This is a genomic window from Kingella oralis, assembly GCF_014054985.1.
GTDB classification, from domain to species: Bacteria; Pseudomonadota; Gammaproteobacteria; order Burkholderiales; family Neisseriaceae; genus Kingella_B; species Kingella_B oralis.
This window is the reverse complement of record NZ_CP059569.1, coordinates 1,279,452-1,293,251: the sequence shown is the minus strand read 5'-3', so window position 1 is coordinate 1,293,251 and position 13,800 is coordinate 1,279,452. Positions and strand designations below refer to the sequence as shown.

General features: G+C 50.1%; 25 protein-coding genes and 1 pseudogene. 21 read left to right on the top strand and 5 right to left on the bottom strand.

Going from position 1 to position 13,800, the window contains the following annotated elements:
* Positions 1-44: 44 nt before the first annotated feature.
* Both H3L93_RS06995 and H3L93_RS13160 read right to left on the bottom strand, forming a co-directional pair.
* On the bottom strand, positions 45-758 hold the full coding sequence (locus H3L93_RS06995) for an XRE family transcriptional regulator (RefSeq protein ID WP_040558383.1): 714 nt from the start codon (positions 756-758) through the stop codon (positions 45-47).
* A gap of 117 nt (positions 759-875) precedes the next feature.
* Positions 876-1,040: pseudogene (locus H3L93_RS13160) on the bottom strand (helix-turn-helix domain-containing protein); the annotation flags it as partial.
* Positions 1,041-1,163: 123 nt separating this feature from the next.
* On the opposite strand from H3L93_RS13160, the gene H3L93_RS06990 reads away from it, so the two are divergent.
* Both H3L93_RS06990 and H3L93_RS06985 read left to right on the top strand, forming a co-directional pair.
* Positions 1,164-1,346: a Cro/CI family transcriptional regulator gene (locus H3L93_RS06990; protein ID WP_050755542.1), complete on the top strand. Its 183-nt coding sequence runs from the start codon at positions 1,164-1,166 to the stop codon at positions 1,344-1,346.
* Positions 1,343-1,630, top strand: coding sequence for a CII family transcriptional regulator (locus tag H3L93_RS06985; protein WP_003794874.1), 288 nt, complete (start codon positions 1,343-1,345; stop codon positions 1,628-1,630). The genes H3L93_RS06990 and H3L93_RS06985 overlap by 4 nt, the downstream gene beginning before the upstream one ends.
* Here H3L93_RS06985 and H3L93_RS06980 read toward each other — a convergent pair.
* Both H3L93_RS06980 and H3L93_RS06975 read right to left on the bottom strand, forming a co-directional pair.
* Positions 1,627-2,100 carry a hypothetical protein gene (locus H3L93_RS06980; RefSeq protein ID WP_003794876.1) on the bottom strand — a complete coding sequence of 158 codons (474 nt, stop codon included), beginning with the start codon at positions 2,098-2,100 and terminating at the stop codon, positions 1,627-1,629. The two genes, H3L93_RS06985 and H3L93_RS06980, sit on opposite strands and share 4 nt — an antisense overlap.
* A 157-nt stretch (positions 2,101-2,257) precedes the next feature.
* The gene (locus tag H3L93_RS06975) at positions 2,258-2,428 is read right to left on the bottom strand and encodes a YegP family protein (protein WP_003794881.1); all 171 of its coding nucleotides are present in this window, start codon (positions 2,426-2,428) and stop codon (positions 2,258-2,260) included.
* Positions 2,429-2,442: 14 nt separating this feature from the next.
* Here H3L93_RS06975 and H3L93_RS06970 point away from each other — a divergent pair, with 14 nt between their 5' ends.
* From H3L93_RS06970 to H3L93_RS06905, 14 genes are all read left to right on the top strand, one after another.
* On the top strand, positions 2,443-2,646 hold the full coding sequence (locus tag H3L93_RS06970) for a hypothetical protein (RefSeq protein ID WP_003794882.1): 204 nt from the start codon (positions 2,443-2,445) through the stop codon (positions 2,644-2,646).
* A 71-nt stretch (positions 2,647-2,717) separates the two neighbouring features.
* On the top strand, positions 2,718-3,410 hold the full coding sequence (locus H3L93_RS06965; RefSeq protein WP_050755543.1) for an antA/AntB antirepressor family protein: 693 nt from the start codon (positions 2,718-2,720) through the stop codon (positions 3,408-3,410).
* Positions 3,407-3,556, top strand: coding sequence for a hypothetical protein (locus H3L93_RS06960; protein ID WP_003794887.1), 150 nt, complete (start codon positions 3,407-3,409; stop codon positions 3,554-3,556). Before H3L93_RS06965 ends, H3L93_RS06960 begins: the two co-directional genes overlap by 4 nt.
* On the top strand, positions 3,549-3,902 hold the full coding sequence (locus H3L93_RS06955; RefSeq protein ID WP_040558160.1) for an HNH endonuclease: 354 nt from the start codon (positions 3,549-3,551) through the stop codon (positions 3,900-3,902). Before H3L93_RS06960 ends, H3L93_RS06955 begins: the two co-directional genes overlap by 8 nt.
* Before the next feature lie 3 nt (positions 3,903-3,905).
* Positions 3,906-4,853 carry a hypothetical protein gene (locus H3L93_RS13155; protein WP_003794891.1) on the top strand — a complete coding sequence of 316 codons (948 nt, stop codon included), beginning with the start codon at positions 3,906-3,908 and terminating at the stop codon, positions 4,851-4,853.
* Positions 4,850-6,202 carry a replicative DNA helicase gene (locus tag H3L93_RS06945; RefSeq protein ID WP_050755544.1) on the top strand — a complete coding sequence of 451 codons (1,353 nt, stop codon included), beginning with the start codon at positions 4,850-4,852 and terminating at the stop codon, positions 6,200-6,202. The genes H3L93_RS13155 and H3L93_RS06945 overlap by 4 nt, the downstream gene beginning before the upstream one ends.
* Positions 6,192-6,407 (top strand): hypothetical protein, encoded by a 216-nt coding sequence (locus H3L93_RS06940; RefSeq protein ID WP_003794894.1) that lies wholly within the window; start codon positions 6,192-6,194, stop codon positions 6,405-6,407. Before H3L93_RS06945 ends, H3L93_RS06940 begins: the two co-directional genes overlap by 11 nt.
* Positions 6,398-6,754, top strand: a complete 357-nt coding sequence (locus tag H3L93_RS06935) for a transcriptional regulator (RefSeq protein ID WP_003794895.1) — start codon at positions 6,398-6,400, stop codon at positions 6,752-6,754. The genes H3L93_RS06940 and H3L93_RS06935 overlap by 10 nt, the downstream gene beginning before the upstream one ends.
* Before the next feature lie 90 nt (positions 6,755-6,844).
* On the top strand, positions 6,845-7,210 hold the full coding sequence (locus tag H3L93_RS06930; protein WP_050755545.1) for a RusA family crossover junction endodeoxyribonuclease: 366 nt from the start codon (positions 6,845-6,847) through the stop codon (positions 7,208-7,210).
* Positions 7,203-7,604: a recombination protein NinB gene (locus H3L93_RS06925; protein ID WP_003794899.1), complete on the top strand. Its 402-nt coding sequence runs from the start codon at positions 7,203-7,205 to the stop codon at positions 7,602-7,604. Before H3L93_RS06930 ends, H3L93_RS06925 begins: the two co-directional genes overlap by 8 nt.
* Positions 7,594-7,914, top strand: coding sequence for a hypothetical protein (locus tag H3L93_RS06920; RefSeq protein WP_155803010.1), 321 nt, complete (start codon positions 7,594-7,596; stop codon positions 7,912-7,914). Before H3L93_RS06925 ends, H3L93_RS06920 begins: the two co-directional genes overlap by 11 nt.
* Positions 7,904-8,392: a hypothetical protein gene (locus tag H3L93_RS06915; protein ID WP_003794903.1), complete on the top strand. Its 489-nt coding sequence runs from the start codon at positions 7,904-7,906 to the stop codon at positions 8,390-8,392. The genes H3L93_RS06920 and H3L93_RS06915 overlap by 11 nt, the downstream gene beginning before the upstream one ends.
* Before the next feature lie 108 nt (positions 8,393-8,500).
* Positions 8,501-8,833 (top strand): type II toxin-antitoxin system RelE/ParE family toxin, encoded by a 333-nt coding sequence (locus H3L93_RS06910; protein ID WP_003794905.1) that lies wholly within the window; start codon positions 8,501-8,503, stop codon positions 8,831-8,833.
* Positions 8,826-9,101 (top strand): helix-turn-helix domain-containing protein, encoded by a 276-nt coding sequence (locus tag H3L93_RS06905; RefSeq protein WP_003794907.1) that lies wholly within the window; start codon positions 8,826-8,828, stop codon positions 9,099-9,101. Before H3L93_RS06910 ends, H3L93_RS06905 begins: the two co-directional genes overlap by 8 nt.
* Positions 9,102-9,131: 30 nt before the next feature.
* Here the strand turns inward: H3L93_RS06905 and H3L93_RS06900 are convergent, their stop codons facing one another.
* Positions 9,132-9,347: a hypothetical protein gene (locus H3L93_RS06900; RefSeq protein WP_003794909.1), complete on the bottom strand. Its 216-nt coding sequence runs from the start codon at positions 9,345-9,347 to the stop codon at positions 9,132-9,134.
* A 54-nt stretch (positions 9,348-9,401) separates the two neighbouring features.
* On the opposite strand from H3L93_RS06900, the gene H3L93_RS06895 reads away from it, so the two are divergent.
* The 5 genes from H3L93_RS06895 (at position 9,402) to H3L93_RS06875 (ending at position 13,795) form a co-directional block, all read left to right on the top strand.
* A complete protein-coding gene (locus H3L93_RS06895; RefSeq protein WP_040558163.1) occupies positions 9,402-10,103 on the top strand; it encodes an adenine nucleotide alpha hydrolase family protein in 702 nt (233 codons plus the stop codon).
* Positions 10,090-10,521, top strand: coding sequence for a hypothetical protein (locus H3L93_RS06890; RefSeq protein ID WP_003794913.1), 432 nt, complete (start codon positions 10,090-10,092; stop codon positions 10,519-10,521). Before H3L93_RS06895 ends, H3L93_RS06890 begins: the two co-directional genes overlap by 14 nt.
* 256 nt (positions 10,522-10,777) lie before the next feature.
* A complete protein-coding gene (locus H3L93_RS06885) occupies positions 10,778-11,326 on the top strand; it encodes an HGGxSTG domain-containing protein (RefSeq protein ID WP_155803015.1) in 549 nt (182 codons plus the stop codon).
* Positions 11,307-12,533 carry a PBSX family phage terminase large subunit gene (locus tag H3L93_RS06880; protein WP_003794919.1) on the top strand — a complete coding sequence of 409 codons (1,227 nt, stop codon included), beginning with the start codon at positions 11,307-11,309 and terminating at the stop codon, positions 12,531-12,533. Before H3L93_RS06885 ends, H3L93_RS06880 begins: the two co-directional genes overlap by 20 nt.
* A complete protein-coding gene (locus tag H3L93_RS06875) occupies positions 12,530-13,795 on the top strand; it encodes a phage portal protein (RefSeq protein WP_003794920.1) in 1,266 nt (421 codons plus the stop codon). Before H3L93_RS06880 ends, H3L93_RS06875 begins: the two co-directional genes overlap by 4 nt.
* Positions 13,796-13,800 lie beyond the last annotated feature (5 nt).

The following is a 13,800-nucleotide window of genomic DNA, read 5'->3' as shown; positions in this document are numbered from 1 at the left end:
GGCCTGCGCTTCGCTCGGTGTCATGATTTTTTATTCTCCAAATGTTAATCCAGCACGCTCCACCAAAACACGCGCCCAATGACGCGGATTTCTTCGCCGCTCACTATCTCGTCCTCGTAGTTCTCGTTGTCGCTGCGGATGCGCACTTTGTTGCCTGGTAAGCGATAAAGATATTTTACGCGGAATAAATCGTCGTGTTGAAAGGCGTAGATTTTGCCGTCTCTAATGCGTTCTATGCCTTTATCCACGGCAATAGTGGCGTATTCGGGGATGCGCGGCTCCATGCTGTCGCCTGTGAGCGTGCAGCAGATTACGTTGTCGGGCATGATGCCTTTGCGGTGTAGGGTGGATTTGCCAAAAGGCAGCCTGAAACCGTTGTAGTCGGGGATTTCAAACGAGCCCGCGCCGCCCCTAAGTTCGGTTTCTTTTAAAAACGGCACGAATACATAATCATCTTCGGGCAGTGGGGTGTTGCTGCTCCATAGTATCGGGCGGTGGATGTCGGTTATTTCGTTGATGCGCGGGGTGGTGGACTGCGGATACATCTCGCCTTGACCTGTTTCTAGCCAAATGGCTGATACGCCCAAAACTTCCGCAATTTTCGCAATATTAGTTGAGCCTTGATTTCGTCCAGTTTCGAGCGCAGCAATGGCGGATTGCGATTTGTTGATTGCTTTCCCAAGCTGTTCTTGGCTTATTCCCTTTTGTTCTCTCGCATAAATTAAACGGTCTTTCAGCGTAGAGTGAGAAACTTGCATAGTGGTTGATGCTATGGTTTGCGCCATGCGCCCAATCTCCGCAGCAAGGCGGGGGCTGAAATCTGAAACAGGAACATTAAGTAGTTCCGCAAATCTACTGGCAATAGGTGTGTTTAATGGGTTAATGCCATTCAGATACATATTTACCGCGCCCTGCGATACGTCTAGTTTCTCCGCAAGAATGGCTTGCGTTAAGCCTAATTCTTTCTTTTTTTTGTTAAAAATTCCTTTTAACGCTTCATTTTCTTTTTCACGACCATCCGTCAATTTCGTTTTTTTCATAACAAAAACCCTTTCAAAAACAGAATTATAAACCGTTGGTTTGCTTTCGTGTTTAACCATTGGTATTTACAATAAAAACATGAATGGTTATAATTTGGTTATCTTTTGTTTTTAGGAATGGAAATGCACCTATCTGATTACGTTAAACAAAATGGCGTAAAGAAAACGGCGCAAGAGCTTGGCGTTACTGCGCCTGCTATCACAAAGGCTATTCGTTGCAACAGAAACATTGTTATCAGTGAAGAAGATGGAAAGCTGGTAGCCAAAGAGATACGCCGTTTTCCTACCCCGAAAGCCATCCGATGACTGAATTATCCCCCGCCCAACAAGAAAACGCCCGCAAGAATGAACGCGCAATATTGCACGCGCTTGCGGTGGTATCGCAAAAGCGTGTTGCAGATTTATCGGGCATTTCGGAAACAAGATTAAGCCGCCTGAAAGATGGCGATTTGGAAAAGTATTGCGCGGCTTTGGCTGCGCTGGATTTGAAGTTAGTGCCTGCCGATGCGGCGATTGTTACCCGCGCGGAACGCAAGTTTATGGCGGAAAAGATGGTTGAGCATTATCAGGCGATAGCGGATGAGGATTAAGTTTTTGAGGAGAGAATTTCATGTTTACACATAGGACAAACCAGATATTCGGACGAAATGGTTTCATCGCCAAACGCCGCAAAGCAGCGCGTCTCTTTTTGCAAGATGGATTTTTTGCCATTGCTCATGCAGTTTGTGCAAATGTCGTGCGCGGGAGTGTGGTCGTTTCTCGTTGGTTGGTAGCGATACACAAAGCCACCCATTGGCAATTGGTGCAAAACATAACGCTTAAATTGAGTTTTTTGCTCGCGGATGTTTCGCATTTCTTTTTCCAACTCGGCATGACGATTTGTGATGTCCGCATGGGCATCGCGCAAAGAAAACAGGCTGTTTTGCAAATCAAGGATGATTGAATTGAGTTCAATGGTTTTCTGCTGAATTTGGCTTGTATCTTTGATTTCTTGGATGGCTTTAATGATTTCAAGACTGGATTTGATAGCTGATGTGGCTGATAGAAATTCAGGCAGCATGGTTTTATCCGTGGCAGGTTGTTGTGTGGAAACTCAATCGTAGCACGGATTTGGCAAAGCGGAATAGACGCTTGGCGGCTCGGACAGACGGGCATTTTTAGGAGACTGATATGACTAAAAAGAAAAAAGCCCTACGCAAAAGCATAGGGCTTGCACATCACACTTCAACAACTTGCGTATTGGCGTTTGTGCTTTTGATTAACTCAATCGCATGAAGGCAGTTTTGCTTGGTTGTGTAGCTTTCGCCATACGCGATGATTTCATGGTTGGCGGCTTTTAAATTCCAACGCCATTGACCAGCGGTATCTTTGTAGATTGTGAAATACATAGGGAAACCCTCCAATGAAATTAAAAGAATACCAATTCTCTTACCACTTCGGCGGCAAAAAATGGGCAGTCAATATTTTTGCGGCATCGCCTGATGAAGCTAAGGAAAAAATCAAGGCAGTCGCGCACGCAGAATATGACGGGGAAATTATGGCAAACATTTATATACCCGTCAAAGCAGCTTGGTTTCAACGTTTTATCGCTTGGATAAAGCGGTAAAGAAAAAGCCCACGCGGCAAACGTGGGCAATGACTGAATTACTTACATATTTGATAAACGGAGATTTGATTATGACCGAATTATTTGTACTCGTCAATCGCCCCGTAGCAGGGCAAGCGCAACAAACGGTAAACGCGCGTGAGCTTCATGCGTTTTTGGAAAGCAAACAGGAATTTTCAAACTGGATAAAAAATCGCATTGAAGATTACGGCTTTTTAGACGGCGTGGACTTTTTGACAAATTTATCAAAAACCCAAGGCAGACCGCGCATTGACTACTTTTTGTCGCTAGACATGGCAAAAGAATTAAGCATGGTGGAGCGCAACGCTAAAGGCAAACAGGCGCGGCAATACTTCATTGACTGCGAGAAACGCCTTTCAGGCAGCCTGAAAGTTGATTTTAACGATCCCTTGCAGGCAGCCAAGGCGTTTATTGAAGCGGAAACGGCGCGGCGCGATGCGGAGCGTAAGTTGCAGATTGCGGGCGGGGCTTTAACCCGTTTGGGAGCAGCCAAAGGCTCGCAATGCTTACGCGAAAGCGCGAAGCTGTTGAAGTGGCAGCAAACGCCTTTTATTGATTGGCTGCTGGTTAAAAAGATGCTGTTTCGTGATGCGGGCAAGCAGTTGTGCGTGTATCAGGAATATTTGGGGCGTGGCTGGTTTGAGTATCGGACCGATGAGAAAAACGGGCACGCATTTAAGCAAGTGATGGTTACGCCGCTGGGCTTGCAGAAACTGGCGCAGAAGTTGGAGGTAGTGGCATGAGCAAGCAATGGCTGATTGACCGCGATAAGGCGTTATACACGCTGCGCATGGAAGCGTTGGCAGCGATGCAAACGGAAGATGTGAGCCGCGCCCAGGCAGTGTTTGATGAATGGAAACGAGTGGTAAAGGATATAGGCGATGAGTAAAAAAACATCAACACAAAAGAAAATAAAGGTAGCCGAAAAATGTAATTGGCGATGCGCTTACTGTGGCTGCGAACTTGATTTGGAAACAATGTGTATAGACCATTTTTTACCAAAAGCAAAAGGTGGCAGTAATCATTTGGAAAATTTAATGCCGAGTTGCAGAAGCTGCAATAGCACCAAAGGAACAAGCGATTTAGAAACGTTTAGGCTTCGTGTTGCCGTCCACAAAAAAACAAATGGAATTAAATTTACAGCAGACCAAATAAATTTTCTTAAAGAAAAAAACGTATTAACGGTGTTGAAAGTTGAACCTGAATTATTTTTCTTTGAACAGAAGCAGGGGTAAAAAATGGCAATTATCCGAGCAAAACGCGATAGAAATTTCACAGTAATTGATAACTGTGTTTTTGCTGACAAACAGTTAAGTTTCGCTGCAATCGGTTTGTTGTGCTATTTGTTGAGTAAGCCTGATAACTGGGCTGTTTCAGCGCAGCATTTGACTACTGTAACGGAAGATACAGCAAAGGAAAGCGGGATAAATGCTGTACATAATTTACTTAAAGAGTTGCGCGAAGTAGGTTTTTTAGTGATGAAAAAACAAAAGACTGGCGAAGCGGATTATTTTGTTTTTGATGTGCCACAAACCAAAAAGCCTAATCAGGAAAAGCCTAATCAGGAAAAGCCTAATCAGGAAAAGCCTAATCAGGAAAAGCCTAATCAGGAAAAGCCTAATCAGGAAAAGCCTGACGTATTAATAAATACTGAATCTAAACAAGAACTGAATAATAACAATACCCCCTTACCCCCAAGCGCTGCCGACGAAAATTGCGCTGACGCGCTTGTTGCCGCTAACGCGACAACGGGGGGCGGCGATTTGGAAAGTCTTGCAGACATTGCAGACCAACCCTCTAACCCTGCAAGCCTTGCTGAAAATGATGCAGCGGCACACTCTGGCAGCCCGAAGAGAAAGGCGATAGCCCCAGTCCCCGTGCAGCAAGTCTTGCAGACCTACAACGAAGTTTTGGGCGGCAGGTTGCCCAATGCGCAATTGCTGAACGACAAGCGTAAGCGCGTGATTGCGGGGCGTTGGAAAGAGATGCTGAACAGCAAAGACCCCAGTGGCAAGGTGCGTTTTACCGACACGGCTTCGGGCTTGGCATGGTTTGCTAAATTCTTTGCCAAGGTTGCCATGAATCCGCATTGGTTGGGTGAAAACGATAGGGGCTGGCGGGCGGATTTGGATTGGATTTTGAAGCCCGATAATTTCTTGCGAATTTTGGAATGGAGACCGAAATGAATTTTGCCAGCATGGAAGCGGAACAATCGCTGTTAGGCGGTTTGCTGCTGGAAAACGCCGCCTTTGCCAAGATAGGCAGCCTGAAAGCCGAGATGTTTGCCAACCACCAACACAAAATCTTGTTTGACACGCTATCGGCGATGCTGGCGAACCATGAGCCTGCCGACATCGTTACCGTGGGCGAGAAGCTGGAACAGCGCGGCGCATTGGAGACCGTGGGAGGCATGGATTACCTGGTCACCCTTGCGCAACACACGCCGTCGGCTGCCAACATTGCCCGCTATGCGCAGATTGTGCGCGACCGCTACGGTATGCGCGAACTGCTGGGCGCAGGGCAACAAATCGCCGAGATGCGAAACGATGATTTGACGTTGCCCGAGATGCAAGCCAAGGCGGTTGAACTGGTTGCCCAAGCATCGCGGGCGACGCAAGGGGCAAGCAAAGTGAAATTTGCGGGCGAGATTGTGCAAGACCTCATCGCCTACTACGACCAGATTATGCAGATGCCCAACGGCGCGATGCTGGGCTTTTCCACAGGTTTGAAAGCCTTGGATGCCACCACACAGGGCTTGCGGCGCGGCGATTTGAGCGTGATTGGTGGGCGACCCAGCATGGGTAAATCCATTCTTGCCGAAAACATCGCCCGCCACAACGCCAAGAAGGGCTTGGCGGTGCGCATCCAAAGCTACGAGATGGGAGCAAAGGATTTGGCGATTCGCGGCTGCGCGGCGGATAAGGAAGTGGATTACGGCAACGCGCGGCGCGGGCGGATGACGGCAGGCGAAGTGGATTTGCTGAACGACTACATCAACGAGCTTTCAGGCTGGAATTTAAGCGTGGACAGCGAAAGCCTGAACATCGACGAACTGGTCGCCGAGTGCCGCATCCAAAAACAGCAGCACGGTTTGGATTTGCTGGTGGTGGACCACATCCACTTAATGCCCTTGCAAGACGTGCGCAACGAAGTGCGCGAGTTGGACGAAATCACGGCGAAACTGAAACGGCTGGCCATTGAGTTAGACATCCATGTGATTGCCGTGGCGCAGTTGAACCGTGGCAAAGAGAAAGCGTTGGAAACGCGCCCCACCATGTCGGATATTCGCGGCAGCGGCGGCATTGAGCAAAACGCCAATCTGGTGATTTTTCCTTATCGCCCCGCTTACTACGACAACAGCGAAAACCCCACCAAAGCGGAATTGATTTTGGCGAAAAACCGCGACGGGATGCGTGGCACGCTGCACATCGGCTTTCGCGGCGAGTATCAGAAATTTACCAACGATTTTGACCCGCTGGCTGCACCGCAGAATTTGGATGAACAGGCACAAAGGGAGAGTGTTTATGACATCTGAAACTTGTCTCAACTGCCAACACGCCGACTTTCGCGCCGCAGCGGATTACTGGGGCTGGAAATCGGCATCGGTGGTGTGCAAAAAGGGGGAAGCGTGGCGGTTTATCCCGTGTCACAGCGAATGCAGCAATGGGCGTTTTCAGGCTGCCGATGGCGAAGTTGTCGCCAAGCGGCGGGCGTATGTGGAGAAGTTGGGATGGGACTAAATGCTATGTATCGCCAACGCGCGGCGCAGGACGATTTTATGTGGCGGTTTCGCGCCTTGCTGGGCGAAAAGGGCTTAATCGCCAACCCCAACGCTACAAAGATTTATGCCGCAGCGAGCGACGTGTTAAGCGCGTGGCAGCGCAGCAATTCGCAAGTGCTGGTGAGCGTCATCGCGGTGCAGGATTGGTTAAACGGCGAGCGGCTGCCCAAATGGGGGACGGTGCAGGCATTGGCGGATTGGTTGGATTGCGAAGTGGGGGATTTGTTGGATAGGCGGTTTTGGGATTGTTGCAAAGGGTTTGTGAACTGTGGGCATGATGACCACGGTTGGAATTTCCCGATTTGAAATCGGGAAACTGGCAGATTGAAAAATGGCAGCCTGAAAGCAGTATTTAAGGATTATTTAAATACTGAACACGGCGCAGGAAAAACAAAAATGAAACAGAACAAAATCATCCTTCCTTACCCTAACCCCGTCCTAATGCCCAACCGCAAACACGGACGGCATTGGGCAAGCGTGCAACAGGCAAAAGTGAAAGCCCGCCAAGAAGCCTTTTTGCTTTCAGGCAGCCTGAATTACACAGGCGGCGGCTTGAAAATCACGTTTTACACGCCAGACGCAAGAAAACGTGATTTGGACAACCTACTCGCCGCCATGAAGCCCGCTTTGGACGGCATGGCAAAAGCAATCGGCGTAGACGATGCGCAGTTTCGCCCGCTGCTGATTGACAAGGTTAAGGCGGAAAGCAGAAAGGATGCGCGGGTGGAGATTGAATTGATGGGGCAGCCTGAAAATGAATGAACGCAAATTCCGCTGCCAAGTGTCCAATCAACGCCCTTTGTTTGAAAACCTATACAAAAACATTGTTCCCGAGCTACTGGCGGCGCACGGCGATTTGGAAATCACAATACGCCCCTACAAAGCCAAGCGCAGCTACGAGCAAAACCGCCGCTTGTGGAGCTTGTACAGCCAAATTGCCGAGCAGGTTTGGCTGGATGGGCGGCGATACGATGCGGACACATGGCACGAATATTTTAAGCAGCAATTTATCGGCTGCGATGAGCGGGTGTTGCCCAGCGGCGAAATCCAAAAAATCGGATTATCAACAACCAAGCTGAACACGCAACAGATGGCGGATTACCAAACGCGGATTGAAGCATGGGCAGCAGAGCAAGGAGTGATTTTTGAATACTGATAAAGATTTTCAGGCATGGGTGCGGCGGCAGCCGAGTTGTATTTCAGGCTGCTTTTCGGAATGGGTGGATGGAGAAGGGCGCTGCGAGTTTGCCCATGTGCGCCGTGTGTCGCGCGGCAGCGGCGTGGGAATCAAACCAGCGTTTTCGGGGGTGCCGCTGACGCACGCGGAACATGCCATGCAGCATCAGCACGGCGAAGCGTATGTGTTGGCAGCCAATGGAATTATTGCCGAGGATGCGGCGGCTTGGTTTGAAGCGAAAGCGGATGAGTATTGGGAACGTTGGAGAAAGGAACGGAATGTATCGTAATTTGGATGAGTGCCTATCGCAGGTGTACAAAATCAGCAGCGTGATGATTGAGCCACGCGGTAACACGGCAAGCGTGATTAGCCATATTCAGGGCGATTGCCCCAGCAGTAGCGGTTTAACACAGGCGGAATGGCACGCCAACGCGGCGATGATACGCTCGCAGGTTTCAGGCTGCCTGAATAGCCCGTTGTTGGTTGCCGTGGTGGAATGCGAATACGGCAAATTGGACGGCTTACTGATTATTGCTGGCGTGCTGGTGGCGGAAAAGATTTGCGATGATGTGTATCTGGCAGCGGATATGTTGCGCCATATTTACAGCGAGATGCCTAAGCGGGTGGCGATTATGGATAAATACGGTTTGCACGATATGACGTTTCAGCGCAAGCGGGACCGTATTCGCAAGCATTTGGCGGCTTGGGAACAGGAAGCGAGATTTAAGCTGCAAACGTGCTTTAAAGAGCGAAAAATCATTGATTAGGTGTGAGTTTTTAAGTATAATTTTGCTATATTTCGGAGAAAGTTGCGTTTAGGCGGCTTTCTCCTTTTTTAGTTGCAGAATTATATCGGTTTTGATATAATTCATTCCATGAAAACACTAACTTTTCTTGGCGATTCTTTGGATTGCATACGCGATTTTCCTGACGGCATGAAGCAGGCGGCCGGGTATCAGTTGCACCGTGTCCAATGCGGCGAGATGCCGAATGATTTTAAAATTATGACAACGGTAGGCAGCGGCGTGGTGGAAATCCGCTTAAAAGACGAAACGGGCATTTACCGCGTGATGTATGTCGCAAAATTTGGCGATGCGGTGTATGTGCTGCATGCGTTTCAAAAGAAAACGCAGCGCACCGCCAAGCCTGATTTGGATGTTGCCAAAAGACGCTATCTTGCCTTGATACAGGAGTTAAATCATGGATAAAACTTACACTTCCGCTTTTGATGCTTTGTGCGACACGCCAATTGAAGCGGCGAATTTGAAATTGCGCGCGGATTTGATGATGCACATTTCGGACATCATCAAGCAAAACGGCTGGACGCAGAAGCAGGCGGCGAGCCGTTGCGGTTTGACGCAGCCGCGCATTAACGATTTATTGAACGGGCGCATTGATAAATTTTCATTGGACGCGCTGGTGAATATTAATGCGCAACTGGGGCAGGCGTTGTCGTTTCAGTTTGCCGTTGCTTGATTTATGAAGCCACCTTGGAGGGTGGTTTTTTCATGCCTTGATGATGACTTTGTACGCTTGGATTTGCTCTTGGAGTTTGATGTTTTCGGCTTTGAGTTGCAGGTAGGCGATGGCGTATTGGGGAATGCCGTGGGTATTCCAACGGCTGATGTTACGCGGGGCGATTTGGAAGATGCGGGCTAGCTCGGCGCGTGTGAGGTTGGTTTGCGCGAGCAGGTTGTCTAATGTTGTTTTGTGGTCTTGCATAATGGATAATATATCTATATAATGCTAGGCATATTAACACATTTTGGAGGTGCTATGGCGGCATTATCGGGCATTGAGACTATCAAGCAGGTTGCCAAGATGCAGCGCAAGACTTTGCTGGCGTTTAGCGGCGGCAAGGATGCGGTGGCGGCTTATCTGGCTATTCGCGAGCATTTTGATGAGGTTATCCCTTATTATTTGTATCTGGTCCCGGGCTTGGAGTTTGTGGATGCGCAGTTGGATATGTATGAGCGGCAGTTTGGTTTTAAAATCACTCAACTGCCGCATCCGTCGCTGTATCGTTGGCTCAATAGCTTTATGTGCCAACCGCCGCAGAATTGTGCGGTGATTGAGGATGCAGGATTGCCTGATTTTGACTATACCGACATCCAAGCTGCGATGGTGGGCAAGTTCGGCTTGCCGAAGGATACTTTGGTTGCCGATGGTGTGCGGGCGGCGGATAGCCCGATGCGCCGTATTGCGATACAGTCACATGGGAGCATCTCTTACAATCTGCTTAAATATCATCCGATTTGGGACTGGAAAAAGGCGGACTTGGTAGCGTGCTTTAAAAAGCATAATGTGCAGCTTGGGAGTGATTACAAGGTGTTTGGGCGCTCGTTTGATGGTTTGGACTTGCGCTTTTTGCTGCCGATTAAAAAGCATTATCCGCGGGACTATCAGCGGATTTTGGAGCTAATCCCGATGGCGGATTTGGAGATTTTTAGATGGGAGTGCGCAAATGGCAAACACTGATGATTTAAAACAGCAAATTGCTGATAAAAAGGCGGAGGCGAAAGCCAAAGTGAACCAGTGGAAGCGCAAGCAGAAGCCGCTGGTGCAGATGCCTGAATTAACTGGCGATGCAGAAGTGGATAGCAAAGCTGATTTGGATGCGGTTAAAAAGGGGTTCCGCGACCGCCTGAAAGCGGAGAATAGGCGTAAGGTGGATGCGACCGATAGCGAGCATTGGTTTTGCGTTTGCTTTCAGAGCCGCGCGCAATCGGAGGCGTTTCTGCGCGAGATTGGTTGGCGTAAGTTTGGCGATAAGTATTTGGATGGAGTGAAAATTGCTAAGATGATGGGTATTGAGTTGCCTGATGATGTTGTGCCTTATGTGGATGAGCCGAGGATTGATAAGGTTTGGGCATCGTTTGTTGATGCTGATGATTAAGCTGTGATGATTGCCGCCCGTAGTTTGGGCGGTTTTTTTGTTGGTTTTTGGATGGCCGCCGATGGGTATATCTGCGGCTTTTTTTGTATGCCGATAGGTTTTTTGAGAGGAGCGCGTTATGCGTAAAGTCCCTGTTGCGGGTAAGCCGCATATTTACAATGTGAAACGTGGTGGCGGGCGTGGAAAGGCGAATGCGAACCAAAGTCGCCGCTCCGGGTCTTGATTTGAAACATAATCCCATGCAATAGGTGTTTGAATGGCTAAACTTTGTGGGGCAAAGACCCGTTCGGGCGAGCCTTGCCGTTCCAAAGCGATGCCTAATGGCAGGTGCCGAATGCACGGCGGGACAAATAAAGGCGCGCCCAAAGGCAGCCAAGCCAAAGCGGGCGCGCTTTATTCCAATTACTACACGGACGATGAAAAGCTGCTGGCGGAGGAGTTGGAGCTTGAAAGTATTGATGCGGAATTGCGTTTGTGCAAAATCCGTTTGAATCGGGCTTTGAAACTGGAAGCGGAGCAGGCGGCAGAAGCGCTGGAGTTGGAGCGTATTGTGGAAACGCCTGCGATAGTGGGCGGTGTGCCGATTACGGATGACCCTGATGTGCCGCCTGTGCAGCAAAAGACGTTTGTGCGTAAGGATTATGAGCCGATTATCCAGCGGCTGTTAGGGCGGATTGAGTCGCTGACGCTGACGCGGCAGAAGCTGATTAACGGGATGAAGTTGGATATTACCAGTTCGGACGGCAGCATGACCCCTACGGTGATTGAACTGGTGGCGGTGGGCGATGATGAGAGTACAGGTTAAGCTGCCGCCTAAAATCAAAAGGATTTTCAGGCTGCCGCGCGGGGCGTTGCGTTTTCGCGGGTCGTGGGGCGGGCGTGGGTCGGGCAAGTCGTTTAACTTTGCCAAGATGGCGGCGATATGGGGCCTTGTTGAGCCGCTGCGTTTTTTGTGTACGCGGGAATTTCAGAATTCCATCAAGGAGTCGTTTTACGCGGAGTTGAAGGCGGCGATTGCATCCGAACCGTGGTTGGAAGTGGCTTACGATGTGGGCGTGGACTATATACGCGGGCGCAACGGTACGGAGTTTCTGTTTAAAGGGCTGCGCAACAATATCCAGTCGGTGAAGTCGTTGGCGAAAATTGATGTGTGCATCGTGGAAGAAGCGGAAGACATCTCGGAAGCGGCGTGGGAAGTGTTGGAGCCGACCATTCGTGCGCCGAAGTCGGAAATTTGGGTGATTTGGAATCCAAAGCAGGAAAACAGCGCGACGGATAGGCGTTTTCGTAAAAATCCGCCGCCACGTTCGTGCATTATGGAGATGAATTACGGCGACAATCCGTTTTTCCCACCTGAATTGGAAGAGTTGCGGCGGCATCAGCAGCAAACGCTTGACCCTGCCCGCTATGCGTGGATTTGGGAAGGCGCGTATTACGAGCAGAGCGAGGCGCAGGTGTTTCGCGGCAAGTATGAGATTGCGGAGTTTGTGCCGGGCGAAAATTGGGACGGCGCATATTTCGGCTTGGACTTTGGCTTTTCACAAGACCCTACGGCAGCGGTGCAATGTTGGATACACGACAACAAACTGTATATTGAGCGTGAAGCAGGCGGCGTGGGCATTGAATTGGACGACACTGCGGCGGTATTGCAGGCAGCGATGCCTGATATTGGGCGCTATGTGGTGCGGGCGGATAGTGCGCGACCTGAAAGCATCAGTTATTTGCGGCGGCATGGTTTGCCTCGCATCGTGGGTGCCGTTAAGGGCAAGGGCAGCGTGGAAGACGGTATTGAATTTATCAAGTCGTTTGAGAAAGTGGTTATCCACCCGCGTTGCGAGAACACGGCGCAGGAGTTTCGGCTGTATAGCTACAAGATTGACCGTTTGAGCGGGGATGTGTTGCCTGTGCTGTTGGATGAGCATAACCATTACATTGACGCGGTGCGTTATGCCATTGAGCCGCTGATTGGCAGTATGGACGCGATGAAACGATTTAAGGCTTTGTCATTATGAGTAAGCAGTTTAGGGTGGATGGTTTTTTGCAGGCGGTGTTGGGCGGTAAATCGCCGGCGCGGGTTACTTCGGTTTCCGCGCCTTTTTTGTATGCGCAGGGCGGTATTTTTCGCCGCGTGGTGGATTTGCCCGCTGATAAGGCATTATCAGGTGGATTTGAGATTGAGGGTGATGCGGACAATCTGCTGGCATCTGAGCTTGACCGTTTGAATGTGTTTGAAACGGCGGCTTATGCGTTGAAGCTGGCGCGTTTGTTTGGCGGCGCGTGCGTTGTTCCGTTGGTGGCAGACGGCAAAGGGTTGAACGAGCCGTTGGATGTGTCGCGCGATGTGGAAGTGGTGGAATTGCGGGTGTTCGGCATCAATCAGGTGTCGGTGGAAGGGGCGCTGTATGGCGATGCCACGCAAAAGAATTTCGGCGAGCCGGAGTTTTACCGTATTTCGTCGCGCGAAAAGCAGTTTGTGGTACATGAAAGCCGTGTGTTTCCGATTCACGGTTTCAGGCTGCCTGAAATGCTGAAAGACACGCGCATTTATTGGCAAGGTGGCAATGCGGTTGACTGTGCTTACAAGGCTATTTTGGATTGGGAAACCACGCGCGAGCGCACCAAGCAGATTTTAGACCGCAAGCAGCAGCCTGTTTACGCCATGAAGGGCTTGGCTGATTTGATTGATGGTGGCATGGAGAATTCGGTGCAGCAGCGCATTCAGGCGGTGGATGCTTCGCGCGGGGTACTGAACACGGTGGCGGTGGATGGCGAGGATAGCTACACCGTAAACGATATGAATGTGAGCGGGCTGACTGACATCATCGGCAAGTTTGAGCAAGTGATTTCGGCGGAGACGGGTATTCCGCTGGCGCAGTTGTTTGGGCAATCGGCGAGTGGGCTATCTGCCACGGGTGAAGGCGATTTGCGCAATTTCCATGAATTGGTGGAAGCGGAGCGGGTGCGTGTGGGCAATATGTTGGAGCGGCTGATTGCGCTGTTGGTATTGCAAAACGGCATCAAGGGCAAAATCCCTGATGGCTGGCGCATTAAGTGGTCGCCGTTGTATGTGCCAACAGCACGCGAGCAGGCGGACATGGCGAAACTGGCAGTAGATACGCTGAAAACCGAAGTTGATGCGGTGGCGCAGGCGGTGTCTATTGGTGCAGTAAGCGAGACGCAGGCGGCGGATTATTTCGCCCAGCGAGAGCAATTTGGTTTGAAACGTGAGGTACACGATGGCGCAGATGCCCAAGACTACGCGGCGAAAACCTAAGCGCT